Genomic DNA, 21,584 nt, shown 5'->3' with positions numbered 1-21,584 from the left:
CCAGAGGCACCGGATGACGACCGACACCCCCGCCCCGCCTTCCACGACCATGCCAGCCCCCCAATCCCCTCCGGCCGAGGATGCGGACTGGTCGGACGCCGCGTGGGAACTGGCCGCGGCCCAGCAGACCGCCGCTCCCGCCCCGCCGCAGGCCGAGGAGGCCGCGGCAATGGCGGAGGCGATGCGGGAGGCGCTGGCCGGCGAGACCAAGACGCTGAGCCAGGAGGAGATCGACCGGCTGCTGAATTTCGGCGCGCCGGAAGGTGGCGGGCCGGAGATGAGCGCCATCCAGCGGCTGGTCAGCTCGACGACGGTCAACAAGGACCGGCTGCCGATGCTGGACGTGGTGTTCGACCGCATGGTGCGGATGCTGAACACCTCGCTGCGCCAGTTTGCCTCCACCAACGTCGAGGCATCGCTGTCGAAGATCGAATGGCTGCGCTACACCGACTTCCAGGACGCCATCGAGCTGCCGGCCCTGATCGGCGTCGCCCGCGCCGAGCCGTGGGACAACCAGATGCTGGTGACCATCGACAGCGCGCTGATCTATTGCATGATGGATGTGCTGCTGGGCGGTCGGCGGTCGAGGCCGGGGCGGATCGACGGGCGGGCCTACACCTCCATCGAACGCAAGATGACCGAGCGGATGATGAAGGTGGTGCTCCAGGATCTGGGGCAGTCCTTCGACCCGCTGGCCCAGGTCGATTTCGTCTTTGACCGGCTGGAGGTGAACCCGCAGTTCGCCACCATCACGCGGGCCACCAACGCCATCATCCGCGTGCGCATCGCCGTGGAGGTGGAGCGCCGCATCGGCCACATCGACATCGTCATCCCCTACGCCACGCTGGAGCCGGTCCGCGGCAAGCTGGTGCAGATGTTCATGGGCGAGAAGTTCGGCCATGACACGGTGTGGGAAAGCCACCTGAAGAACGAGCTGATGCGCTCCAAGCTGGAGCTGGTCGCCGTGCTGGCGGAGACCAAGGTTCCGCTGGGCGAGGTGCTGGCCTGGCAGAAGGGCCAGTCGCTGAAGCTGCGCATAAACCCCAATTCCACCGTCCTGGTCTTCAGCAAAACCATCCCGCTGTTCGCCGGACACATGGGACAGCGCAACGACAACATCGCGGTGAAGATCGACACCGATCTCGACACCAAGCAGGAGCTGATCGATGGTCTCCTTTCTCATTGATGCGGCCCTGGCGGTGATGCTGGTCACGGCGACCGCCTATCTGGTCATCGTCAACAAGCGGCTGAAGCTGCTGCGCACCGGCCAGTCCGAGATCAACGCCCTGGTGTCGACCTTCTCCAAGTCCATCGACGACACCGACGCCTCGATGAAGCGCATGGTGGCGTCGGCGACGGAGATCGCTGCCCGGCTGTCCGACGATCTCGACCGCGCCCGGGGCATGAAGGAGGACATGACGCTGATCCTGGGCTCCTGCGAGCGCACCACCGCGCGCATGGAGGAGTCGGTCCAGCACGCCCGCGCCCTGCTGCGCCGCCTGGACGAGGGCGCGATGGCAAGCTCTGCGCGCGCCGCGCGCAACCGGGCGCGACCGGAAGAGGGTGATGAGGCCAGTAGCGTGACCAGGGACGCGGAGGTCGCACCCGCTTCTCCGCTGCTGTCGGCATTGAAGGCGGCGGACGTGGACAAGGGCGAGTTCCAGGCGCTCGAAGCGGCGCTGCGCGCGGTTGCCGGCCAGCCTGTCGAGGCCGCCGCCCCAGTCCCAGCGCCAGCCCCAGCCCCAGCGCCCGCTTCCGGGTCCGCCGGCCCGGCGAAGGCGGCGGCCAGCGCCTTCTATGCGCGGCTGCGCACCGTCGGGTCGGAGGCGTCGGCATGATCCCGCGCATCCTTCCCATCACCCTGGTTGCCGTGCTGATGGTGCTGCCGCTGAAGCTCGGCGCCCTGGTCGACGGCTTTCCGGTCATCGCCCAGCAGTTCGACCGCGAGTTCGGCGCCCATGAACGGCCCTGGGCGACCGACCTGAAGGCGAACGACGGCAAGGCCACGGCGGAGGCGGCGCCCACACCGCTGCCGCTGCCACAGCCGACGTCCACGCCGGTCGCCGAAATCCCGCCGCCGGTGGCGCTGGCGCCGCCCAACTGCACCGATCCGCTGCTGCGCGCCGCCATCGACGAGCAGAAGACCGACACGTCCGGCCGGCAGAACCGCCTGCGCGAAGCCGAGGCGGTGCTCGCCGCCACCGAGGCGCGGGTCGGCACGCAGATCCAGCGGCTGAACGGGGTGAAGCGCGAGGTCGAGGCGCTGATGAGCCAGCGCTCCACCCTGGCGCAGGAAGACCTGAAGCGGATGGTGGCGATCTACGAGGCGATGAAGCCGCGCGACGCCGCCCGCATCCTGACCGACATGGAAACCGACATGGTCGTCGATGTGCTGGACCGCATTTCCGAACGGCGCGCCGCGCCGATCCTGGCCGAGATGGCCGACGCCAAGGCACGCGAGGTGACGCGGCTGATCCTGCAACGCCGCGCCCTGCCCGGCGACCGCAAGGCCGTTCCGGCGGTCGTCGGGGCCGCAGTTCCCGTCACCGCCATGCCGCGCCCCACCCTGACCAATTGAGCGCCATGACCAGCATGCCCGATGCCGTCGCGGCCCCGTCGCGCCCGACCCAGACCCAGCGCGGCGGTTCGTCCGGCGACGACGCGCGCGACGAGGATTTCGCCAGTCTGGTCGACGAGTCCGCCGACGAGGAGCCCGACGATGCGGCCCGCCCCGACCGCTTGCGCAAACGCAGGGACCCGCGGCCGGACGATCCCGTCGCCGCGCAGGGCGCAATCGTCCAGGCGGTGGTGCAGGCGGTCGTCCAGGCTGGCGGCACCGACGCGCCGCTGATGCCCTGGATGGTGGCCATCGTTCCGCCGTCCGACGCGACTCCCACCGTCTCACCGGCTCTGACAGCGGCGGTCCCTGAAGCTGGGCCGGACTCCGCCGTGCCCAAAGCCGGACAACCCGCCGGTATCGGCAGGCACCCCGCCGAGCAAGCCGCGGCGACCGCATCGACGACCGCACCGGCAGCCATTCCGCAGCCGACGCCGGAACCGTCCGTCTCCAATGGACCGGCCGGGAAGAGCGGACCGGATCAGGTGGCACAGGCCGACATGGCGGCACAGGGCAGCGCCGGACAGACGGCGGAGGCTCCGGCGCCGCTCCAGGCCGTACAGGCCACCCTGCCGGCCGCAACATCCGCGACACCGGGCACGACCGCAGAGGCAACGCCCTCCCCGGACGGGCGGGAGAGCAGGCGCGACGAAAGCACCGATCCCCGCACCGTCGTCCGTGGCTTGCGAGGCAGTCGTCAGAATACCGCTGCCGGCAATGCCGGCCAGCCGGCCGCTGCATCCGCACCCCCCCAACGCGGCCAGCCGGCACCCGATACCGCTCCCGCCCCCGCCGGTCGGGATGCCGCCCTTCCCTTCGGCGCTCCCCCGGCCACGGGCGGCGGCGAGGCGGCGGCCACCGGGTTCGAGGCGGTGCCGCCCCTGCCGGCCCAGGCGGCGACGCACTATGCCGCTGCCGCCGCGTCCGGCCGGGCCGCCACCGCGCACAGCCCGGCGATGGCGCAGCTGGCGGCCCCGCTGGTCCGCGTGGCGGAGTCCGGCGGCGGCGAGTTCCACATCGACCTCGCCCCGGCGGAACTGGGCCGCATCCGCGTCGTCGCCGACGTCAGCGACGGCAAGGTCTCGCTGACCGTCCAGGCCGAACAGGCCGACACGCTGGTCCTGCTGCGGCGCGACTTGACGCAGTTGGAACGCGCGCTCGGCGATGCCGGCCTGTCGCTCGACAGTTCCAGCCTTCAGTTCTCGTTGCAGGGCGACGGCCAGTCGCGCGGTTTCGCCGCTCCCGACCGCGGCGGCAGTTCCGGCGGCTGGCGCGTGCAGGCCGAGGCTGTTCCCGAACCCGTTGCCGACCGGTCGTTGCGCCCGATCGACGGGCTGGTCGACGTCACCGTCTGAACAGGAAAGACTTCCCCAATGACCACCACGCCCAGCACCGCCCCGACGACGGCCGCCACCAGGACGGCCGCCACGGAAGAGCCCAAGAAGGCCACGGTCGATTACGAATCCTTCCTGAAGCTGCTGACCGCCCAGCTGCGCAACCAGGACCCGCTGGCGCCGATGGACGCCACCCAGTTCATGACCCAGCTGGCACAGCTGTCCACGGTGGAGCAGTCGATGCGCTCCAACGACACGCTGGGCAAGGTGCTGGACACGCTGAAGAGCAGCGGCATGCGGATGGACATGGCCCTGCTCGGCCGCAAGGTGGAGGTGGCGTCCGACCAGCTGTCGCTGACCGGCGGCAAGGCGGAGGCCGCCTACACCGTCGACGGCACGCCGGCTTCCGTGAAGCTGGAGGTGCTGAACGGCGCCGGCAGCGTCGTCTACAGCGCCCCCGGCTCGCTGAAGACGGGCCGGCAGGTCTTCGACTGGACCGGCAGGACCGCCAGCGGTGGCACGGCACCCGACGGGGTCTATACGCTGCGGGTGACGGCGAAGGACAAGGACGGCAAGGCGCTGACCAGCGCCACCGTCGTCAGCGACACGGTCGCCGAGGTGCGCAGTGTCGACGGCGCCAGCAAGTTCGTGCTGAAGAACGGCGCCACTGTGGAGTCGAACGCGGTGCTGTCGGCATCGTGACGGAACAATCCCTCTCCCGGCGGACTCTCCCTCTCCCCGGGGAGAGGGGATTCTTGGAAGAAAGGGCACTCTTACAGCCGCGTGTTGTCCTGACGCAGCAAGCGGTCGATCAGCACGGCACGGACCGGCTGGGCGCTCTCGCGGCCGGTGAGGGAGCCGTTGGCGCCGGCCAGCAGCGCAATCGCCACCCCTTGCGGATCGACCGCCGGGCCGTTGAAGCGGCCATGGCCGGCAAGGTCGAACAGGGCTTCCAGCATGGCGCTGCGCGCGTGCGGCAGGCGGCGGCGGACCAGGAGCGCGTCGTCGGCGCTGGACGCCTCCAGCGTGACCTGGGTCAGGATGAAGGCGACGGTCCGCCCGCGCTCCAGCATCGGCACGACCAGTTGGCCGGCCTCCACGTAATAGGGACCGCCGGCGACGGTTTCGGCGGGGGCCGCGGGGGCGGCCTCCTGCGGGGCCTCGAACCGGCCGAAGCCGTAGCCGCCGGCGAAGGCGAGGGCCGCGGCCACGGCGAACAGCAGGACGGCTTTCATGGCGCGGGCTCCCGAACAGGCAGGATCATCAGAAGGGCAGAATCACGTCCAGCACCTGCTGGCCGTAGCGCGGCTGCTGCACGTCGGTGATCTGGCCGCGGCCGCCATAGGTGATCCGCGCCTCGGCGATCTTGTCGTATTCGATGGTGTTGGCGTTGCTGATGTCCTCGGGACGGATCACGCCGGCGATGCGCATCTCGCGCAGCTCGTAATTCACCCGCACCTCCTGCCGGCCGGCGATGACGAAATTGCCGTTGGGCAGCACCTGGGTCACCACGCCGGCGACGCGCATGGCGATGCGCTCGTTGCGCTGGATGGTGCCGTTGCCGCTCGACGTGCTGGAACTGTCGAGATCGACCAGGCTGGACGGATCGACCGCGTCGGGCAGGATGGCGGGAAGGCGGCTCTCCAGCCCGAAGAAGTTGGGCAGCCCGGCCTTCTCGTTGTTGGTGCGCCCGCGCTGGGTGCTGTTGCGCAGCTGCGCCTGATCGGAGATGTCGATGACGACGGTCAGCAGGTCGCCCACCGCCTTGGCGCGGGGATCGCGGAAGAAATCGCGCGACCCGGTGCGCCACAGCGAGCTTGGGATCTGCTCGGCCGTCGACGGCTGCGGCATCGGCAGCGAGATGACGCGGGCCTCCGGCTGCATCGCCGGGTTGGAGATCTCCGACAGGGAAGGAGCGCTGCCGATGTCGGCCAGCCGCGCGCAGCCGCCGGCGCCAAGCGACAGCAGCAGGATGGGGACGAGCGCGGTGCGCATGACGGAAGCTCCCTTGATGAGATGGCCTAGGGCCGTGCCGCTTGCGGAACCCGCGGGCCGCTGACCGACACGGTCTCGGCCCCGGTGACGGTGCCGGTGACGACGGTGCTGCTGGCGATGTTCATGACGCGGACGCTGTCGCCGACGCCGCCCTCCTGCAACGCCCGCCCGCGGGCGGCCAGCAGCAGCGCGCCGTCCTCGTAGACCAGCGTCACCGGCCGGTTGCGCTGGACGACGATGGGGGCGCCGACCGAACCGACCTGGACCAGCCGCCCGGCGGAGAGCTGGCGGCGCGGCGACTGGCCGACCAGCGCATCGGCGGTGGCGATGAAGCCGGCCCCGGCACGGTCGAGCGACAGGCGCATGGTGGTCAGGTCCGACGGCTCGATCACCTCGCCCGGCCGGATGCGGCGGACCGGCACCGGCATCGTCACCTCCACGTCGGCCCGGCCGCTCAGCTCGACGGCATGGCCGTTGCTGAGGATGCGGGCCTGGAAGATGCCGGTGCGGGGGTCGAGCGCGATGTCGCGCACGGCATCCACAGGCCCATCGAAGGGACGGCCCAGCGTCAGCGCCACCTGGGCGTCCGGCGGCACCGACGGGCCGAGGGAGGCCAGAAGCTCCTCCGCCAGCCGCGTCTCGACAGGACCGGCAGCAGCCGGAAGGGGAAGCGCCAGCATGGTCCCGAGCAGGAGAACGGAGAGCGGCCGGCGGAGGGATTGCAGCACGACGATCACCGCATGTTGGTCATGGTGGAGGCCATCTGGTCGCCGGCCTCGATCACCTTGGCGTTCATCTCGTAGGCGCGCTGGGCGGAGATCAGTTCGGTGATTTCCTGCACGACGTTGACATTGGAGGATTCCAGGTATTTCTGGCGGATGGTGCCGAAGCCGGCTTGGCCCGCCAGCCCCTCCTGCGGTTCGCCCGAGGCCGGGGTGGCGCGGAACAGGTTGTCGCCCAGCGCCTCCAGCCCGCTGTCGTTGACGAACACCGTCATCGCCAGCTGGCCCTGGTTGACCGGCTGGGCCTTGCCGTCGACATAGGCCAGCACCTCGCCGGAGCGGTTGATCACCACCTCGCGCGTGCCCTGCGGCACGGTGATGCCAGGGGCGACGGTGAAGCCGTCGGCGGTGACGATGGTGCCCTCCGGCGACAGCTTGAAGCTGCCGGCGCGGGTGTAGACGGTCTCGCCGCCGGGCTGGGTCACGTTGAAATAGCCGCGCCCCTCGATCGCCAGATCCAGCTCGTTGCCGGTCGAGGTCAGGTTGCCGGTGGTGTTGATGCGGTTGACCGAGGTCGGCCGCACGCCCAGCCCCACCTCGACGCCGGTCGGCACGATGGTGCCGCTGTCGGTCGACTGGCTGCCCTGCCGGCGCTCCGCCTGATACATCAGGTCTTGGAATTCGGCGCGCGAGCGCTTGAAGGCGGTGGTGTTGATGTTGGCGATGTTGTTCGAGATGACCTCGACGTTCATCTGCTGGGCCATCATCCCGGTGGACGCGATGCTGAGCACGCGCATGGACGGACTCTCCCTGTGGGGATTTTAAGAGGATTTGCCGAGGCGGTTGATGGCGGAGCGCAGCAGGTCCTGGCCGTCGTCCACCATCTTGGTCACCGCCTGATAGTCGCGGGTCAGGTCCATCATGCGGCCGATCTCGACGATGCCCTGCACGTTGGACCGCTCGACCTTGCCTTCCACCAGCCGGGTGTCGGGGGCGGGGCGCGCCTCCATGCCGTCGGCCGGCTCGAACAGCAGGTCGCCGGTCTGCTTCAGCGCCTGCGGGCTGTCGAAGCGCGAGACGGCGATGCGGGAGACCACGGCGCCGTCGGCCGACAGCAGCCCGTCGGACCCGATGGTGATCCTGGACGCATCGGACGGGATGACGATGGGCCGGCGGCCGTCGTCGAGCACGGCATACCCGTTGGGGCCGACCAGCGTGCCGTCGGCATCGCGGCGCAGCCGGCCGTCGCGGGTGTAGCGCACGCCGTCCGACGTCTGCACCGACAGGAAGCCGTCGCCGTCCAGCGCCACGTCATAGGGGTTGCCGGTCTCGGTGAAGGCGCCGGCCCGCAGGTCGGTGTAAGTGGAGCGGTCGATGGTGAAGGCGATGCGGTCGGTCGGCTTGCGCCCGCCCGCCTCCATCGCCGCTTCGAACAGGGTGCGTTCGCCACGGAAACCGACGGTATTCATGTTGGCGACGTTGTTGGCGACGACGTCCAGCTGCCGCCGCAGCGCCATCTGGCGCGACAGTCCGATGTAAAGCTGGTTCTCCATCGCCGAACACTCCGGTTTTGAACTCCGCCTTAATCTGGACGAGGCAGTTTAAAGCCGGGTTTCAACCTGACCCATTCCGGCGGATGCCTTGCCGGACTTGGCACGGGTTTGGCGATCATTTCGATAAAATGCGAGACGACTGTGATGAAACGGCGCCCGGATACCGCACTGACGCTTGGTTCGACACTGGTCCTTGCCCTGCTGTCGGGGACGGCGCAGGCCGCCGTCCGGGCTCAGCTGGGCGATCACGGCGACTATTCGCGGCTGGTGCTGTCGGTGCCGAAGGGGATGGAGCCGGTGGCGGTCGTCGACGGTTGCGTCCTGCGCATCGCCGTGCCCGATCCGGTGCGCTGGCCGCTGGCGAGCCTGCGCGACAGCTTTTCCCGCCGGCTGTCGGACTTCGTCACGGCGGACGGTGGGCGCAGCCTGACCGCGACGGTGCCCTGCGGGGCGCGGGTGGCGAGCTTCATGGAGCGGCGGAACCTGATCGTCGATGTCGGCGGGCCGCCGGTTCCGGGGGTCAAGCCGGAGGCGCCGGCGGATGGGACGATGGAGGGGACGCCGGATGCGGTGGTCGCCACTGCGCCGCCGCAGGCTTCGGCTCCTGTCATTGTCGCCGAGGTCGTTGAAGCGCTGAATCCTATCGGCACAGCGAATGCTGCGCCTGTCACCCTCGCACCCCAGGAGCAATCCCCTCTCCTCGGGGGGAGAGGGAGACGCCGCCCCTCCCCGTCGTCGCCAGCCTGGAGGGCGAAATCCGCGACAGCATCCAGCAGACCCTGCGCCAGTTGGAGCGCATGCCGGAACGCCCAGCGAAACCCGTCCCGCAAACCGCCGAACCGCCCAAGCCGCCCGCTCCGCCGCCCATCGGGGCGATGGACCTCGCCGGCTGGGCCGGGGACGATTTCAACCGCACGCGCGAGGCTCTGCAAAGGGCGCTCGACACGGCGCAGGGCCGCGCGCGGGTCGAGGCGCAGATCGCGCTGGTCAGCTTCCTGCTGGCCCGCGCCATGGATGAGGAAGGGCGCGCGGCGCTGGAGACGGCGGCCAGCCTGTCGCCGGCGCCCGACCAGCGCTATGGCCTGCGCATTCTGGGCGACGCCTTCCGGGCGCTCGACCGCGAGGACGCGCCCGACGACAACCTGTTCGTCCAGCTGCCGGCCGGCGCCATGCCCGACCATCATGTCTGGCGCAGCGTCGCGCTGGCGCCGAGCCGCTGGATGGCGGCGAAGGAGGGACTGCCCATCGCGCTGCGCCGGCTGCTCGACTATCCGGCCGACCTGCGCAGCCGGCTGCTGACCACGCTCGCCGCCGCGGCCGACGAGGCAGGGGACAGCGCGGCGCTGAACCTGATCGTGCTGGAGATGATCACCGTCGATTCGACGGGCATGGCCGACGGCCGGCTGGATTATTTCCGCGGCCGGCTAGCAGAGCTGAAGGCGACACCGGACGCGGCTCTGGACCGCTACGACGCCGCAGCGGCCTTGCGCCGCGGTCCCTTCGCCCGCCGGGCGGAGGTGCGCGCCATCGAACTGCGCCGCGGGCTCGGACGGCTGGACGAGGACGGCGCCATCAAGGCGCTGGAAGCCCTGCGCTTCGCCTGGCGCGGCGACGATGTGGAGAACGGATGCGCTGGCGGCGCTCGGCGGCGCCTATGCCCGCAGCGGCAGGACCGAAGCGGCGCTCGACATCTTCGGCCTGCTGGGGCGGCGTTTCGGCGCCACCGCGCGCGGACGCGACGCGCTGGCGGCCGGGCGGACCCTGCTGGCCGCCGTGCTCGACCGGCTGGAGCAATCCCCGCCCGGCGGGCTCTATGCGCTGGCGTTGCAGGCACGCCATGGACGGCTGGTGACGCTGGTCGACGGCTCGGATGGCGGGTTGCGGCTGCGCCTCGCCACCCTGCTGCTGCGCGACGGCTATGGGCTGGAGGCGACCCGCATCCTGCATGCGCTGACGGAAGGCGCCACCGGCCCGCGCCGGGCGGAGCTTGGCGCCACGCTGGCCCGCGCCCTGATCGACGGCGGGCGCGAGGGGGAGGCGCTGGATGTGCTGGCCCGCACCGGTGGCGCGGCGCTGGAGCCGGCCCTGGCCGAACGCCGCGCCCTGCTGCGCGCCGACGCGCTGCTCGGCGACGGCGACACCGTACGGGCGCTCGACGCGCTGCGCGGCCTGGGCGGGGCGGAGGCGGCGCGGCTGCGGGCCGAGGGGCTGTTCGCGGCCGGCGAATGGCGGGCGGCGCGGAGCGCCTTCGCCGAACTGGCCGCCACCGGGACGGAACCGACGGCCGACGATCTGGCCTTGCAGGGGCTGTCGGCCTATCTGGCCGGCGACGCCGATGCCTCGCGCGGTTTCGGCGCGGCCCAGCGCGCGCGGCTGGCCGGCACTCGCTGGGCCGGGCTGCTCGATGCGCTGGCCCCGCCGCCGGCCGACGGGCCGCTGCGCGCGGAGTCGGTGGAGCGTGACCTTGCCGCGGCGACCGCGCTCGACCGGCTGGCGCGCGGGTGGCGGAAGTCCCCCTGACCGTTCGGCCCCGATCCGTAAAGCCGCTTTAAACGGCGGGCTGTAGCGTCGGCAGACCGTTGCCCCCAATCGCGATGGCCTTTGCACATCCGGAGAAGAAGACATGCGCTTGATGTTCGGGTTGATCGCGGTGTTTGCCAGCGTGCTCGGCGGGTTCTACGCGATGGGCGGGCGGATGGCGGTGCTGTGGCAGCCGGTGGAGATCGTCATCATCATCGGCGCCGGCATCGGCGGCTTCGCCATCGCCAACAGCCCGGCGGTGCTGCGCGACACGCTGCGCGCCGTCGGCACCATCGCCCGCGGGCGGACCACGCCCAAGAACGACTATCTCGACATGATCGCGCTGGTCTACGGACTGCTGCGCGTCGCTAAGTCCAAGGGCATGTCGCAGATCGAAACCGACATCGACAAGCCGGCCGACAGCCCGCTGTTCACCCAGTACCCCAACGTCCTGCGCTATGACCGCTGCATCACCTTCCTGTGCGACTATCTGCGCCTGATCGCGCTGGGCCAGGACAACCCGCACGACCTGGAATCGCTGATGGCGGAAGAGCTGGACACGCTGGGCCGCGAGCTGAACCAGGTGCCGAAGGCGTTGCAGAACCTTGCCGACGCGCTGCCGGCGCTGGGCATCGTCGCCGCGGTGCTGGGCGTCATCAACGCCATGGGCGCGATCAGCGAGGCGCCGGAGGTGCTGGGCCGGATGATCGGCGGCGCGCTGACCGGCACCTTCCTCGGCGTGCTGCTCTCCTACGGCATGGTCGGTCCCATCGCCAGCGCCGCCCGCCAGCGCCGCGAATCGGAGCTGAACATGTATTTCTGCATCAAGGCGGCGCTGTGCGCCTATCTGCGCGGCAGCCCGCCGCAGGTCTGCGCCGAATATGCCCGCAAGGTGCTGTACACCGACATCCAGCCCAGCCTTGCCGAGGTCGAGGTCGCCACCGCGCTGTCGTCGCAGGCCAAGGCCCGCGACGCCCGCCAGCCGGCGTGACCGGCCATGCCGCGCAAGACCGCCCTGCCCCCGATCATCGTCAAGCGCCACCTCGGCGGCCACGAGGAAGAGGAGCACAACGGAACCTGGAAGCTGGCCTACGCCGACTTCGTGACGGCGATGATGACCTTCTTCCTGGTGATGTGGCTGATGAACATCACCACCACCGAACAGCGCAAGGGAATCGCCGATTACTTCAACCCGGTCGCGGTGTCGCAGAGCAATTCCGGCGCCGACGGCATGCTGGCCGGCCGTTCGGTCGACAGAGACCGGATCGCTGACCACCCCGAACGCCGCCGGCGATCAGGCGAGCCCGGTCGCCTCCCCGCCGGTCGTCGCCTCGGTCGGCGACAGCGACCGCCAGCCCGCCGGCCGCAAGGACCCGATGCCCCACCCGCCCGGCGGCACGGCCCCGCCGGTGGACCTGCTGCGCCCCGCGACGGAAAGCGCGCCCGCAGCCCCCTCAGCGGAACCGCCCGCTCCCACTGTCCAGGCCACCCGTGCCGAGCTGGAGGCGCTGCTCGACCGCCAATCCTCCGAACTGACGGAGAAGGTGGCGCTGGAGTCGCTGGAACGGGATCTCCGCCAGCGCATCGCCGCGTCGCCGGACCTCAGCGCCCTGCAAGGCAGTCTGGTGATCCAGCAGGTACCGGAGGGGCTGCGCGTCCAGCTGACCGATCAGGCCCGCTTCTCGATGTTCAAGGTCGGCTCGGCCCAGATGAACGACCAGGGGCGGCGGCTGATGCGGATGGTGGCGTCGGCGCTCGGCTCGGTGCCGAACCCCATCGGCATCACCGGACACACGGATGCGCTGGGCTATGCGCCGGATGCGAAGTACGGCAACTGGGAACTGTCGAGCGACCGCGCCAACGCCGCCCGCCGCGAACTGCTGGCCAGCGGCATTCCGGGCGGGCGCATCGTCCGGGTGGAAGGGCGGGCCGATCTGGACCATTTCGGCGCCAGCGACCCGCTGGACCCCAGCAACCGGCGGATCAGCATCACGCTTCTGCGCCGGCCGGCGGGGCAATAGGCGAAAACAATCAAGCCGGAAAGGCAATCAAAAGAAAAAGCCTTGCGCATTTTAACAAAACCGCCGGCTTTTTCTTTTAAAGCCCCTTTAAAACCCCTTCGCTACCGTTAACCCCGCCAGTCATCCGCGGAGAATCCCGGAACGCACACCTTCCCTTCCGTTCGTCGTCACTGCGACGGCCCGTTCGACGGTTGACCAGAGGATTCCAAGGATGAGCCTTTACAGCGCCATGCGGTCCGGTGTCAGCGGCATGTCCGCGCAAAGCTCGCGCCTTGCCGCCATTTCGGACAACATCAGCAATTCGCAGACGGTCGGCTACAAGCGGGCCACTGTGGATTTCTCCACCCTGGTCACCTCGCCCGGCAGCCGCAGCACCTACACGGCAAGCGGCGTGCAGTCCGCCACGCACTATCAGATGCAGCAGGACGGCACGATCCTCGGGACCAGCTCGACCACCGACATGGCGATCAGCGGCAACGGCTTCTTCGTCGTCGGCAACAAGGCGTCCGGCACGCCGCAATATTCGCTGACCCGCGCCGGCAGCTTCCTGCCCGACGAAGCCGGCTTCCTGCGCAACAATGCCGGCCAGTATCTGGAGGCCTGGAAGCTGAACCCGGACGGCACCATGCCGAACGTCAGCAGCTCCCGCTTCGACGACCTCCAGTCGGTGAATGTCGGCAATCTGGTCTATGGCGGCAGCAAAACGACGCAGATGGATTTCTCCGGCAATTTGCCGGCCCAGGCCGCGACCGGCGACAGCTTCACCAGCAGCCCGACCTTCTATGACGGGCTGGGCAACCCGCTCGACCTGTCGATGACCTGGACCAAGGCCGCCGGCCCCAACCAATGGACGCTGACCGCCACCGGCCCGGCCGGCTATACCGTGACCGGCGCGCCGGTGACGCTGACCTTCGCCGCGACCGGCCCCTATGCCGGCAAGCCGGTGGACGGCGCCGGCCTGCCACTCGACCCGATGCCGGGCCTCACCGTCACCTCGCCGGCCACGCCGACCGCCGACAGCTTCACCCTGTCGCTCGGCAACCTCACCCAGCTGAACGGCGACTACGTGCCGACCGTCACCGGCGACGGCGCCAAGGTCGGTCAGGTCACTTCGGTCAACATCGACGACAGCGGCAAGCTGTGGGTGATGTACGACAACGGCGCCCGTCAGGCGCTGTACCAGATCCCGATGGCCACCGTCACCAACCCGGACGGTCTGGTCGCCCAGGACGGCAACACCTACACGCTGGGCGCGGACACCGGGACCCTGACGCTGGGGGCGGGCAAGCAGGGCGGCGCCGGCAGCGTCATCGGCAGCGCGCTGGAACAGTCCAACGTCGACATCGCGACCGAGCTGGTGTCGCTGATCGAGACGCAGCGCGCCTACTCGTCCAGCGCCACCCTGGTGCGCACCGCCGACGAGATGGTCGAAGAAACCACGCGCCTGAAGCGCTGAGCCCAGCCTCGACGGAGCCCCGGCCATGAGCGTCCAACTCGCCCTCACGTCCGCCCTGTCCGGCCTGCGCACGACGCAGCAGCAGGCGGCGATGGTGTCCCACAACCTCGCCAACGCCACCACCGCCGGCTATGTGCGCCGCAACCTCGATCTGTCGGCGGTCACCACCGCGGGCCGAGGTGCAGGGGTGCGGGTCGACGCCGTCGCCCGCAAGGTGGACGAGTTGCTGATCCGCGATGCGCGGTTCGAGACCAGCCGCTACAGCGGGCAGGAGGCGCGCGCCTCGGCGCTGGCCGACTATGCGCTGGTGCTGGGCCAGCCGCAGGACGAGAAGTCGGTCTCGACCCAGCTGTCGAAGCTGCAACAGGCCTTCTCCCGCCTGCACGACATGCCCAACGACGACGCGGCGCGGAACGCCGTGGTGTCGCAGGCGACGGCTCTGGCCGGCGGGCTGAACCGTGCCGCCGAAGCGGCGCAGACGGTGCAGGACGATGCCAGGGGCCGGCTCCAGACCTCCGTCGATACGGTGAACACCTCGCTCCAGCGGATCAGCGACCTGAACGGCAAGATCGCGACTCTGGAGACGCGCGGCGGCGATGCCGGCGACCTGCGCGACCAGCGCGACCGCCTGCTCGATCAGGTCTCGCAGGAGATCGGCATCCGCACCTACAGCCGCGAGGACGGCCAGGTCGTGGTGATGACCCGCAACGGCCAGACCCTGCTCGACCATCCGCTGGCGCCCGGCGAAAGCCCGCTGACCCTGCTGGGCGACGAGGTGATGGCCAATGGCGTCGCCCTGTCGGCCAACCCGGACAGCGAAATCCAGAGCGGCCGCATCATGGGCTATGTCCAGACCGTCAAGCAGGACATGCCCCGCGCCATGGCGCAGTTGGACGAGCTGGCCGCCGGCCTCGTCCAGGCCTTCCAGGGGGCGGAGGCCGACCCGACCCAGCCCGGCCTGTTCACCGATGCAGGCGCCGCCTATGGCGCCACCGCCGGGCTGGCCTCGCGCATCGCCGTCAACGACGCGGTGCGGACGGAAAGCTGGCGGGTGCAGAGCGGCGTGCAGGCGGCGGCCCCGCTCCAGCCGGGCGACCAGACGCAGATCGAGAAATTCCAGGCCGTCTTCACCGGCATCCGCAGCTTCGCCGCCACCGACATGCCGGCCACCGCGACGCTCGGCAGCTACGCCACCGCCATGGTGTCGGCCCAGCAGGGCTACCGCACCGGGGCGGAGTCGGAGATGAACGCGCGCAAGATCAGCGCCGACACGCTGGAGACCGCCCGCATCAACCGCGACGGCGTCAACATCGATGACGAGATGCAGAAGCTGCTGCTGATCGAGCAGAGCTACGGAGCCAGCGCCCAGGTGGTGCAGGTCGCCGGCCGCATGATCGACATCCTGTTGCAGATCAAGGGGTAAGCCGATGCTGTACAATGCCCTGTCCACGCTGGGGATGAGCCGGTCGCTGCAAAGCACCATGACCCGGCAGCAGATGGAGCTGACCCGCGCCAACGAGGAGGTGTCGACCGGCGTCCATGCCGACGTCGCCGCGACCATCGGCGCCGGCACCGGCCGCGACATCGCGCTGCGCAACCTGTTCGACCGCACCGACGAGTATGTGAAGACCACCGACCTGCTCGACGGCCGGATGAAGACGATGGACAGCGCGATGACCAGCATCCTCGCGTCGGGCACCGACCTGCTGGCCGCCGCCTCGACGGGGCTGGGACAGCAGTCGCCGACCGGGACGTCTCTGCAAATCCGCGCGCGCGGCGTGCTGGATCAGGTGGTCGGGCTGCTGAACGCCTCGTCCGGCAACAGCTATCTCTTCGCCGGCACAGCACTCGACCAGCCGCCGATGCGCAATGTCGACGGCGACAAGTCGGGCCTGCGCTCGCCGATGCAGATCGTCCGGGACGCCATCCAGTCGGCCACCGGCGGCACCGCCATGCCGGTCACGGCGGCGGAGACCGCGGCGGTCGTCGCCCGGCTCGACGATCTGTTCGCAGTGCGCGATCCGGCGACCCCGGCCCCCGCCCCGCTGACCGACAGCTTCGAGGGTGGCCTCTACACCGGCACCACGGCGATGCAGCCGGGCGGCACCGCATCGCCGCGCGTCAGCGGCCAGCCGGCGGAGTCCACCGGCATCGCCTATGGCGTGCAGGCAAACGACCCGATGATGCGGCAGATGCTGGAGGGCATCTACATGCTGGCGGCGGTCGATACCTCGCAGATGGATGTCGACGCCTATCCCGACTACATCAGGACTGCGGTCGACAAGCTGTCCGGCGGCCTCGGCAAGCTGCGGGAGGCGACGGCGCAGCTCGGCATCCAGCGCGCCCAGCTCGCGACGCTGGCCGAACAGCACAAGACGCAGAAATCGATCCTCAGCCTGCAGATCGACAATCTGGAAGGGGTCGATCCCTACGAGGCCAGCACGCGGATCAGCCAACTGGAGGCGCAGATCGACGCCACCTCCAGCGCCACCGCGCGCATCGCCAAGCTGCACCTGACCAACTATCTCTAGGCCGCATCGACATGATCCCCGGCATCCAGGTCCCCCTATCGTACCGGCTCCGGCCCGCCTTGCGCCGTGCCATGGTGCTGGCCGGCGGGCTGCTGCTGGCGTTCGGCATGCAGTCGGCCGTGCCCGTGGCGGCGCAGACACGGGTGAAGGATCTGGTCACCTTCGACGGGGTGCGCCGCAACCAGCTGGTCGGCTACGGCCTTGTCGTCGGGCTGAACGGCACCGGCGACCGGCTGATCAACACGCCCTTCACCGAACAGAGCCTGAAGGGGATGATGGAGCGGCTGGGCATCAACACCCGCGGCGAGACCCTGCGCACCCGCAACGCCGCGGCTGTCATGGTGACGGCCAGCCTGCCGCCCTTCCCGCGCCAAGGCACCACTGTGGATGTGACGGTCTCGGCACTCGGCGACGCCACCAGCCTGCTGGGCGGCACGCTGGTGGTGACGCCGCTGCTGGGGGCCGACGGCGAGGCCTATGCCGTGGCCCAGGGGCCGCTGTCGGTCAGCGGCTTCACCGCCGGCGGGGCGGCGGCGACGGTAACCAAGGGCGTGCCGACCACCGCCCGCATCGCCAACGGCGCCACGGTGGAGCGCGAGCTGAAATTCGCGCTGAACGATGTCGGCGCGGTGCGGATGGCCCTGCGCAACCCCGACTTCACCACGGCGATCCGCATCGCCGACGCGGTGAACGGCCGGCTCGGCACCGGCAACGCCCGGGTGGTCGACCTGACCACCGTCGACGTGCGGATCACCGGCTCTTATGTCGGCAACGTCTCCCGCCTGATCGGCGAGATCGAACAGCTGGCGGTCCGCCCCGATGCCGTCGCCCGCGTGGTGGTGGACGAGCGCAGCGGCACCATCGTCATCGGTGACGATGTCCGGGTCAGCCGGGTCGCCATCACCCAGGGCAACCTCACCGTCCGCGTGGTGGAGACGCCGCAGGTGTCGCAGCCGCAGCCCTTCAGCAACGGCTCCACCGTCGTCGTGCCGCGCACAGACGTGCAGGTTCAGGAAGGCAACGGCCGCCAGTTCGTGACCGTCGGCGGCAATGTCAGCCTGCAACAGCTGGTCAACGGGCTGAATGCGCTGGGGGTGGGCCCGCGCGACATGGTCGCCATCCTCCAGGCCATCAAGGCAGCCGGCGCCCTGCACGCCGACCTCGAAATCATCTGAACGCCGGAGACGACGATGGACATCGCCGCAACGACCCTCCGCAGCCCTGCGACGCCCACGCCGACAACCGCGACGCCGGCCATCCCCACCCCGGAAGCGGCCGACAAGGTTGCGAAGGAATTCGAGGCGATGCTGGTCGGCCAGCTGATGGAAAGCATGTTCGCGGGCATGCGCGAAAGCCCGCTGTTCGGCGGCGGCGGTCCGGCGGAAAAGCCGTGGCGCAGCATGATGTTGCAGGAATACGGCAAGGCCATCGCCGAATCCGGCACGCTCGGCATCGGCAGGATGACGCACGACGAGATCGCCCGCCTCTACGCGGCCCAAGCGGAGCAGCGCTCATGAGCGTCACCCTCAAGGACCTGATCCACGAATTCGCCCCCGACCGGCGGCCCGAACAGGCGGAGGCTGTGGGACCGGCCGCTCCCGATCCCGGCTATGACGGTGCCACCGCCCTGCTGGTGCGCGACTTCCTCGACGCGGTGGAGGCGCTGTCCGCCGTCCTGGAGGAGGAATCCGCCTGCATCGCCGCCGGCATGCTCGACCGGCTGGAGGCCTTCGCCCACCGCAAGGCGGCGATGGCCGAGCAGCTGGAAGGCGCCGTCCTGCGCGCCCGCGACGAGGGCATCCGCCTGCCCGACGATCTGCGCACAATGACGCTGGAGCGCATCGACCGGCTGGAGCGGGCGGTGTCGGTCAACGCCTCCGGCCTTGTCGCCCTGCGCAAGGCGGTGCTGACCATCAACCGCAACCTGCTGACCGCGCTGGAAAAGGCATCGAGCGACGGCACCTATGCCCGCGACGGGCAGGCCCGCCGGCCGGTGGAGCTGTCGGCCTCCGGCCTGAACGCCACGCTGTAGCGCCTGTTGGTATCTGATCGACTTTAGCGGCCCTTCACGCTGGACAGCTCGCCGGCCTGTTCCAGCTTGATGATGCTGGCGACCAGCGCGCGCTGGAAGCCGCGGGCATCGGATGGCAGCGACACACCGGCACCGGTCGGCCAGAATTCGACGAAGGCGAGGCTGCCCTCCTCCCCCGCACCCGGCCATTCGAAGGCGACGCCCAGCCCGATCTCCTTCGTCGTCCGCCGATGGTCGGTGACGAGGATTCTGCGCTTCCCAATGCATGCCGCCGGCGCCCTTGTCGGCCCGCTGCTGGCTCCAGTTCCGCAGATAGTCGCGGAAGGTCTCCGACTGGCGGTCGAGCCGCACATAGCTCGAGCGGTCGGTCACCGTCTGCGCCAGCTTCGTGGTGTAGCGCGCCTGGGCGAGCGCCCGCGTCACGTCGGCGCAAAGCTCCTCGATCTGGGCGAAGCTGCGCTTCACCGTGTCGGCAAGCGCCGCCGCCAGGGCCGGACCGGTCGGCGCCGCCGCGGCGTGGTCCTTGCGATACATGTCGAAGAGATCGTCCGAATCGCCCATCGCCATCACCACGCCACCGTCAAGGTCATCACCGCATGGGATGGACCGCATCCGTCAAATTCAGCAAAAACATGTTAATAGCCGGTGAAGCGGCGCCGGGAACAGCTGGTTTGGTGCCGAGAAAGCCCAAATATCCTCACGTCATCGCTTCTTCATCGAAACGGCATAAGATCATATCGGGTGATCAAGCACATGTAAGGCCCCGGATACTGTAAGGACACACCCCCCATGCGCAGGCTGTTCGCACCGGTTTTCTTCGTGGCCTTGGCGCTGCCCGCTGGTGCCGCTTCGGCGGCCGCGGTGGAGGTCGGCCCCCGCCCCTATTTCCTGATCGACCAGATCCGCAATCCGGAGCTGAAGGCGAAGCTGGAGGCCTGTGCCGACAAGCCGCTGGAGAAGAAGCTCTTCTCCATCGCCCACCGTGGCGCGCCGATGCAGTTCCCGGAGCACACCCTTCAGTCCTACCGCGCGGCGGCACGGATGGGTGTCGGCATCCAGGAATGCGACGTGGCCTTCACCGCCGACAAGCAACTCGTCTGCCGTCACGCCCAGAACGACCTGCACACCACCACGAACATCCTGGCAACCGACCTCGCCAGGAAATGCACCAAGCCTTTCACTCCGTCCGACGGGGACAAGCCGGCCTCGGCTGAATGCCGCACCAGCGACATCACCCTGGCCGAGTTCAAGAGCCTGACCGGCAAGATGGATGCCGCCAATACCAAGGCGACCAGTGTCGATGCCTATATGAAGGGTACGCCCGCCTGGCGCACCGACCTGTATGCCGCGGCCGGCGGCACGCTGATGACCCATGCCGAGTACATTCAACTGGTCAAGGCGCAGGGTCTGAAATTCACGCCCGAACTGAAGGCGCCTGCGGTCGACATGCCGTACCAGGGCTGGACCCAGGAGAATTACGCCCAGGCGATGATCGACGAATACAAGGCCGCCGGCATCCCGCCGGAGGATGTGTTCCCGCAGTCCTTCAACCTGTCCGACATTCTGTACTGGATCAAGGCCGAGCCGGCTTTCGCCAGGCAGGCCATCCTGCTGGATGAGCGGGACGAAACTGACAAGAATTTCAACCACATGGACCCGGCCACCTTCAAGCCCTCGATGCAGGAGCTGAAGGAGATGGGCGTCAACTACATCGCCCCCTCGCTGCCGCTGCTGGTGACCGTGGAGAATGGCAGGATCGCTCCGTCGGCCTACGCCAGGGAAGCCAAGGCCGCCGGGCTGAAGATCATCACCTGGTCGCTGGAGCGCTCGGGCCCGCTACAGAAGGGCGGCGGGTATTACTATAAGTCGATCAACGAGATCGTGAACAACGACGGCATGATCTATGAGCTGGTCGATGTGCTGGCCCAGCAGGTCGGCGTCGAGGGCATCTTCTCGGATTGGCCGGCGACCGTCACCTATTACGCGAACTGCATGAACCTGAAGTAAACAGCGAAACGCCCCGTCTCTTTCGAGGCGGGGCGTTCGTGATCCGGATGAAGATGCAAGCGTGCGTGCTTTTGATTTGAGCGTCTCATGTGCCTGAGCGACCTGGCGGCGACCTACTCTCCCACGTCTTAAGACGCAGTACCATTGGCGCGGAGGCTTTTCACGGCCGAGTTCGGGATGGGATCGGGTGTTTGACACCTCGCCATGACCACCAGGTCACCGAGGCACAAGACCGACGCTGTTACCGAAAGCGCTTAATGCTTGTTCAGTGCAAGTGAGGAGGATGTATCGAACGGCGATGCGCTGGTCAAGCACTGCTTTGGAGCAGGCTTGCTGCTGCGCATGGCGCGGTTAGTGGTGTCGAGATCAAGCCGATCGAGCGATTAGTAAGGCTTAGCTTCAGGCGTTGCCGCCCGTCCACATGCCTCCTATCGACGTGATGGTCTGTCACGGCTCTCAAGGGAGCTCTGGTTTAGAGGTGGGTTTCCCGCTTAGATGCTTTCAGCGGTTATCCCGTCCATACTTAGCTACCCGGCCATGCCACTGGCGTGACAACCGGTGCACCAGAGGTATGTCCATCCCGGTCCTCTCGTACTAGGGACAAATCCTCGCAAAACTCCGACACCCACGGCAGATAGGGACCGAACTGTCTCACGACGTTCTAAACCCAGCTCACGTACCACTTTAATCGGCGAACAGCCGAACCCTTGGGACCTGCTCCAGCCCCAGGATGTGATGAGCCGACATCGAGGTGCCAAACGACTCCGTCGATATGGACTCTTGGGAGTCATCAGCC

The 21,584-nt window shown here is 69.0% G+C and carries 23 protein-coding genes, 2 rRNA genes and 1 pseudogene (1 of these 26 only partly in view); 16 read left to right on the top strand and 10 right to left on the bottom strand.

The features are described 5' to 3' along the window. Positions 1-13: 13 nt before the first annotated feature. Genes fliM through ACWPN3_RS12300 form a run of 5 tightly spaced genes read left to right on the top strand, consistent with a single transcriptional unit; the run spans position 14 to position 4,653 of the window. Positions 14-1,186: a flagellar motor switch protein FliM gene (gene fliM / locus ACWPN3_RS12320; RefSeq protein ID WP_492261444.1), complete on the top strand. Its 1,173-nt coding sequence runs from the start codon at positions 14-16 to the stop codon at positions 1,184-1,186. Then, entirely contained in the window at positions 1,167-1,838 is a 672-nt protein-coding gene (locus tag ACWPN3_RS12315; RefSeq protein WP_492239712.1) for a DUF6468 domain-containing protein, read from the top strand. The genes fliM and ACWPN3_RS12315 overlap by 20 nt, the downstream gene beginning before the upstream one ends. After that, positions 1,835-2,578, top strand: a complete 744-nt coding sequence (locus tag ACWPN3_RS12310; RefSeq protein WP_492239713.1) for a MotE family protein — start codon at positions 1,835-1,837, stop codon at positions 2,576-2,578. Before ACWPN3_RS12315 ends, ACWPN3_RS12310 begins: the two co-directional genes overlap by 4 nt. A gap of 5 nt (positions 2,579-2,583) precedes the next feature. Next, positions 2,584-3,972, top strand: coding sequence for a flagellar hook-length control protein FliK (locus tag ACWPN3_RS12305; protein WP_492239714.1), 1,389 nt, complete (start codon positions 2,584-2,586; stop codon positions 3,970-3,972). Between the two features lie 18 nt (positions 3,973-3,990). Next, the gene (locus tag ACWPN3_RS12300) at positions 3,991-4,653 is read left to right on the top strand and encodes a flagellar hook assembly protein FlgD (RefSeq protein WP_492239715.1); all 663 of its coding nucleotides are present in this window, start codon (positions 3,991-3,993) and stop codon (positions 4,651-4,653) included. A gap of 71 nt (positions 4,654-4,724) precedes the next feature. Here the strand turns inward: ACWPN3_RS12300 and ACWPN3_RS12295 are convergent, their stop codons facing one another. The 7 genes from ACWPN3_RS12295 to ACWPN3_RS12265 form a co-directional block, all read right to left on the bottom strand. Further along, positions 4,725-5,186 carry a hypothetical protein gene (locus ACWPN3_RS12295; RefSeq protein WP_109446115.1) on the bottom strand — a complete coding sequence of 154 codons (462 nt, stop codon included), beginning with the start codon at positions 5,184-5,186 and terminating at the stop codon, positions 4,725-4,727. A gap of 28 nt (positions 5,187-5,214) precedes the next feature. Beyond that, a complete protein-coding gene (gene flgH, locus ACWPN3_RS12290) occupies positions 5,215-5,946 on the bottom strand; it encodes a flagellar basal body L-ring protein FlgH (RefSeq protein WP_492239716.1) in 732 nt (243 codons plus the stop codon). A gap of 26 nt (positions 5,947-5,972) precedes the next feature. Beyond that, positions 5,973-6,674, bottom strand: a complete 702-nt coding sequence (gene flgA / locus ACWPN3_RS12285; protein ID WP_247872951.1) for a flagellar basal body P-ring formation chaperone FlgA — start codon at positions 6,672-6,674, stop codon at positions 5,973-5,975. A 5-nt stretch (positions 6,675-6,679) separates the two neighbouring features. Continuing rightward, entirely contained in the window at positions 6,680-7,465 is a 786-nt protein-coding gene (gene flgG, locus ACWPN3_RS12280) for a flagellar basal-body rod protein FlgG (protein WP_098735494.1), read from the bottom strand. 24 nt (positions 7,466-7,489) lie between these two features. Continuing rightward, a complete protein-coding gene (flgF, locus tag ACWPN3_RS12275) occupies positions 7,490-8,221 on the bottom strand; it encodes a flagellar basal-body rod protein FlgF (protein WP_492239717.1) in 732 nt (243 codons plus the stop codon). A gap of 254 nt (positions 8,222-8,475) precedes the next feature. Then, entirely contained in the window at positions 8,476-8,832 is a 357-nt protein-coding gene (locus tag ACWPN3_RS12270) for a hypothetical protein (protein ID WP_492239718.1), read from the bottom strand. A gap of 656 nt (positions 8,833-9,488) precedes the next feature. Beyond that, complete coding sequence (locus tag ACWPN3_RS12265) at positions 9,489-9,611, bottom strand: hypothetical protein (RefSeq protein WP_492261443.1); 123 nt, start codon at positions 9,609-9,611, stop codon at positions 9,489-9,491. A 224-nt stretch (positions 9,612-9,835) separates the two neighbouring features. Here ACWPN3_RS12265 and ACWPN3_RS12260 point away from each other — a divergent pair, with 224 nt between their 5' ends. From ACWPN3_RS12260 to ACWPN3_RS12215, 10 genes and pseudogenes are all read left to right on the top strand, one after another. After that, a complete protein-coding gene (locus tag ACWPN3_RS12260) occupies positions 9,836-10,741 on the top strand; it encodes a hypothetical protein (protein WP_492261442.1) in 906 nt (301 codons plus the stop codon). Positions 10,742-10,844: 103 nt separating this feature from the next. After that, positions 10,845-11,732 (top strand): flagellar motor stator protein MotA, encoded by an 888-nt coding sequence (gene motA / locus ACWPN3_RS12255; protein ID WP_098735491.1) that lies wholly within the window; start codon positions 10,845-10,847, stop codon positions 11,730-11,732. 6 nt (positions 11,733-11,738) lie between these two features. Continuing rightward, positions 11,739-11,873, top strand: a pseudogene (locus tag ACWPN3_RS12250) (flagellar motor protein MotB); the annotation flags it as partial. 244 nt (positions 11,874-12,117) lie between these two features. Beyond that, positions 12,118-12,762 carry an OmpA family protein gene (locus ACWPN3_RS12245; protein WP_492261441.1) on the top strand — a complete coding sequence of 215 codons (645 nt, stop codon included), beginning with the start codon at positions 12,118-12,120 and terminating at the stop codon, positions 12,760-12,762. Positions 12,763-12,973: 211 nt separating this feature from the next. After that, positions 12,974-14,218, top strand: coding sequence for a flagellar hook protein FlgE (locus ACWPN3_RS12240; RefSeq protein WP_492239721.1), 1,245 nt, complete (start codon positions 12,974-12,976; stop codon positions 14,216-14,218). Between the two features lie 25 nt (positions 14,219-14,243). After that, positions 14,244-15,641 (top strand): flagellar hook-associated protein FlgK, encoded by a 1,398-nt coding sequence (gene flgK / locus ACWPN3_RS12235; RefSeq protein WP_492239722.1) that lies wholly within the window; start codon positions 14,244-14,246, stop codon positions 15,639-15,641. Positions 15,642-15,645: 4 nt separating this feature from the next. Beyond that, positions 15,646-16,749, top strand: coding sequence for a flagellin N-terminal helical domain-containing protein (locus ACWPN3_RS12230; RefSeq protein WP_492239723.1), 1,104 nt, complete (start codon positions 15,646-15,648; stop codon positions 16,747-16,749). Positions 16,750-16,760: 11 nt separating this feature from the next. After that, positions 16,761-17,924: a flagellar basal body P-ring protein FlgI gene (locus ACWPN3_RS12225; protein ID WP_492239724.1), complete on the top strand. Its 1,164-nt coding sequence runs from the start codon at positions 16,761-16,763 to the stop codon at positions 17,922-17,924. Positions 17,925-17,939: 15 nt separating this feature from the next. Next, the gene (locus ACWPN3_RS12220; protein WP_492239725.1) at positions 17,940-18,266 is read left to right on the top strand and encodes a rod-binding protein; all 327 of its coding nucleotides are present in this window, start codon (positions 17,940-17,942) and stop codon (positions 18,264-18,266) included. Next, positions 18,263-18,781, top strand: a complete 519-nt coding sequence (locus tag ACWPN3_RS12215; RefSeq protein ID WP_109446093.1) for a flagellar protein FlgN — start codon at positions 18,263-18,265, stop codon at positions 18,779-18,781. Before ACWPN3_RS12220 ends, ACWPN3_RS12215 begins: the two co-directional genes overlap by 4 nt. Before the next feature lie 23 nt (positions 18,782-18,804). Here ACWPN3_RS12215 and ACWPN3_RS12210 read toward each other — a convergent pair whose 3' ends face one another. Next, positions 18,805-19,134, bottom strand: coding sequence for a hypothetical protein (locus ACWPN3_RS12210; RefSeq protein ID WP_492261440.1), 330 nt, complete (start codon positions 19,132-19,134; stop codon positions 18,805-18,807). 436 nt (positions 19,135-19,570) lie between these two features. Between ACWPN3_RS12210 and ACWPN3_RS12205 the strand changes: the two genes are divergently transcribed. Continuing rightward, the gene (locus ACWPN3_RS12205) at positions 19,571-20,788 is read left to right on the top strand and encodes a glycerophosphodiester phosphodiesterase family protein (RefSeq protein ID WP_109446091.1); all 1,218 of its coding nucleotides are present in this window, start codon (positions 19,571-19,573) and stop codon (positions 20,786-20,788) included. 100 nt (positions 20,789-20,888) lie between these two features. On the opposite strand, the gene rrf is transcribed toward ACWPN3_RS12205, so the two are convergent. Continuing rightward, positions 20,889-21,004: ribosomal RNA gene (rrf, locus tag ACWPN3_RS12200) — 5S ribosomal RNA — on the bottom strand. A 146-nt stretch (positions 21,005-21,150) separates the two neighbouring features. Next, a 23S ribosomal RNA gene (locus ACWPN3_RS12195) occupies positions 21,151-21,584 on the bottom strand (it continues 2,313 nt past the right edge of the window).

This window comes from Azospirillum sp. UENF 111221, from assembly GCF_058780625.1.
The sequence above is the reverse complement of the archived record's forward strand: the minus strand, read 5'-3'. Positions and strand labels throughout refer to the sequence as shown.

Excerpts from the sequence above, each read along its gene's own strand:
- ACWPN3_RS12270 (WP_492239718.1), bottom strand. The coding sequence starts at position 8,832 with ATGACAGGAGCCGAAGCCTGCGGCGGCGCAGTGGCGACCACCGCATCC.
- ACWPN3_RS12220 (WP_492239725.1), top strand. The coding sequence starts at position 17,940 with ATGGACATCGCCGCAACGACCCTCCGCAGCCCTGCGACGCCCACGCCG.
- ACWPN3_RS12205 (WP_109446091.1), top strand. The coding sequence starts at position 19,571 with ATGCGCAGGCTGTTCGCACCGGTTTTCTTCGTGGCCTTGGCGCTGCCC.
- flgF (WP_492239717.1), bottom strand. The coding sequence starts at position 8,221 with ATGGAGAACCAGCTTTACATCGGACTGTCGCGCCAGATGGCGCTGCGG.
- ACWPN3_RS12310 (WP_492239713.1), top strand. The coding sequence starts at position 1,835 with ATGATCCCGCGCATCCTTCCCATCACCCTGGTTGCCGTGCTGATGGTG.
- flgK (WP_492239722.1), top strand. The coding sequence starts at position 14,244 with ATGAGCGTCCAACTCGCCCTCACGTCCGCCCTGTCCGGCCTGCGCACG.
- ACWPN3_RS12215 (WP_109446093.1), top strand. The coding sequence starts at position 18,263 with ATGAGCGTCACCCTCAAGGACCTGATCCACGAATTCGCCCCCGACCGG.
- ACWPN3_RS12225 (WP_492239724.1), top strand. The coding sequence starts at position 16,761 with ATGATCCCCGGCATCCAGGTCCCCCTATCGTACCGGCTCCGGCCCGCC.
- ACWPN3_RS12230 (WP_492239723.1), top strand. The coding sequence starts at position 15,646 with ATGCTGTACAATGCCCTGTCCACGCTGGGGATGAGCCGGTCGCTGCAA.
- flgH (WP_492239716.1), bottom strand. The coding sequence starts at position 5,946 with ATGCGCACCGCGCTCGTCCCCATCCTGCTGCTGTCGCTTGGCGCCGGC.
- ACWPN3_RS12300 (WP_492239715.1), top strand. The coding sequence starts at position 3,991 with ATGACCACCACGCCCAGCACCGCCCCGACGACGGCCGCCACCAGGACG.
- ACWPN3_RS12305 (WP_492239714.1), top strand. The coding sequence starts at position 2,584 with ATGACCAGCATGCCCGATGCCGTCGCGGCCCCGTCGCGCCCGACCCAG.
- ACWPN3_RS12210 (WP_492261440.1), bottom strand. The coding sequence starts at position 19,134 with ATGTGCGGCTCGACCGCCAGTCGGAGACCTTCCGCGACTATCTGCGGA.
- flgG (WP_098735494.1), bottom strand. The coding sequence starts at position 7,465 with ATGCGCGTGCTCAGCATCGCGTCCACCGGGATGATGGCCCAGCAGATG.
- ACWPN3_RS12315 (WP_492239712.1), top strand. The coding sequence starts at position 1,167 with ATGGTCTCCTTTCTCATTGATGCGGCCCTGGCGGTGATGCTGGTCACG.
- ACWPN3_RS12245 (WP_492261441.1), top strand. The coding sequence starts at position 12,118 with ATGCCCCACCCGCCCGGCGGCACGGCCCCGCCGGTGGACCTGCTGCGC.
- fliM (WP_492261444.1), top strand. The coding sequence starts at position 14 with ATGACGACCGACACCCCCGCCCCGCCTTCCACGACCATGCCAGCCCCC.
- ACWPN3_RS12295 (WP_109446115.1), bottom strand. The coding sequence starts at position 5,186 with ATGAAAGCCGTCCTGCTGTTCGCCGTGGCCGCGGCCCTCGCCTTCGCC.
- motA (WP_098735491.1), top strand. The coding sequence starts at position 10,845 with ATGCGCTTGATGTTCGGGTTGATCGCGGTGTTTGCCAGCGTGCTCGGC.
- ACWPN3_RS12265 (WP_492261443.1), bottom strand. The coding sequence starts at position 9,611 with ATGCCCGTCGAATCGACGGTGATCATCTCCAGCACGATCAGGTTCAGC.
- ACWPN3_RS12260 (WP_492261442.1), top strand. The coding sequence starts at position 9,836 with ATGTGGAGAACGGATGCGCTGGCGGCGCTCGGCGGCGCCTATGCCCGC.
- ACWPN3_RS12240 (WP_492239721.1), top strand. The coding sequence starts at position 12,974 with ATGAGCCTTTACAGCGCCATGCGGTCCGGTGTCAGCGGCATGTCCGCG.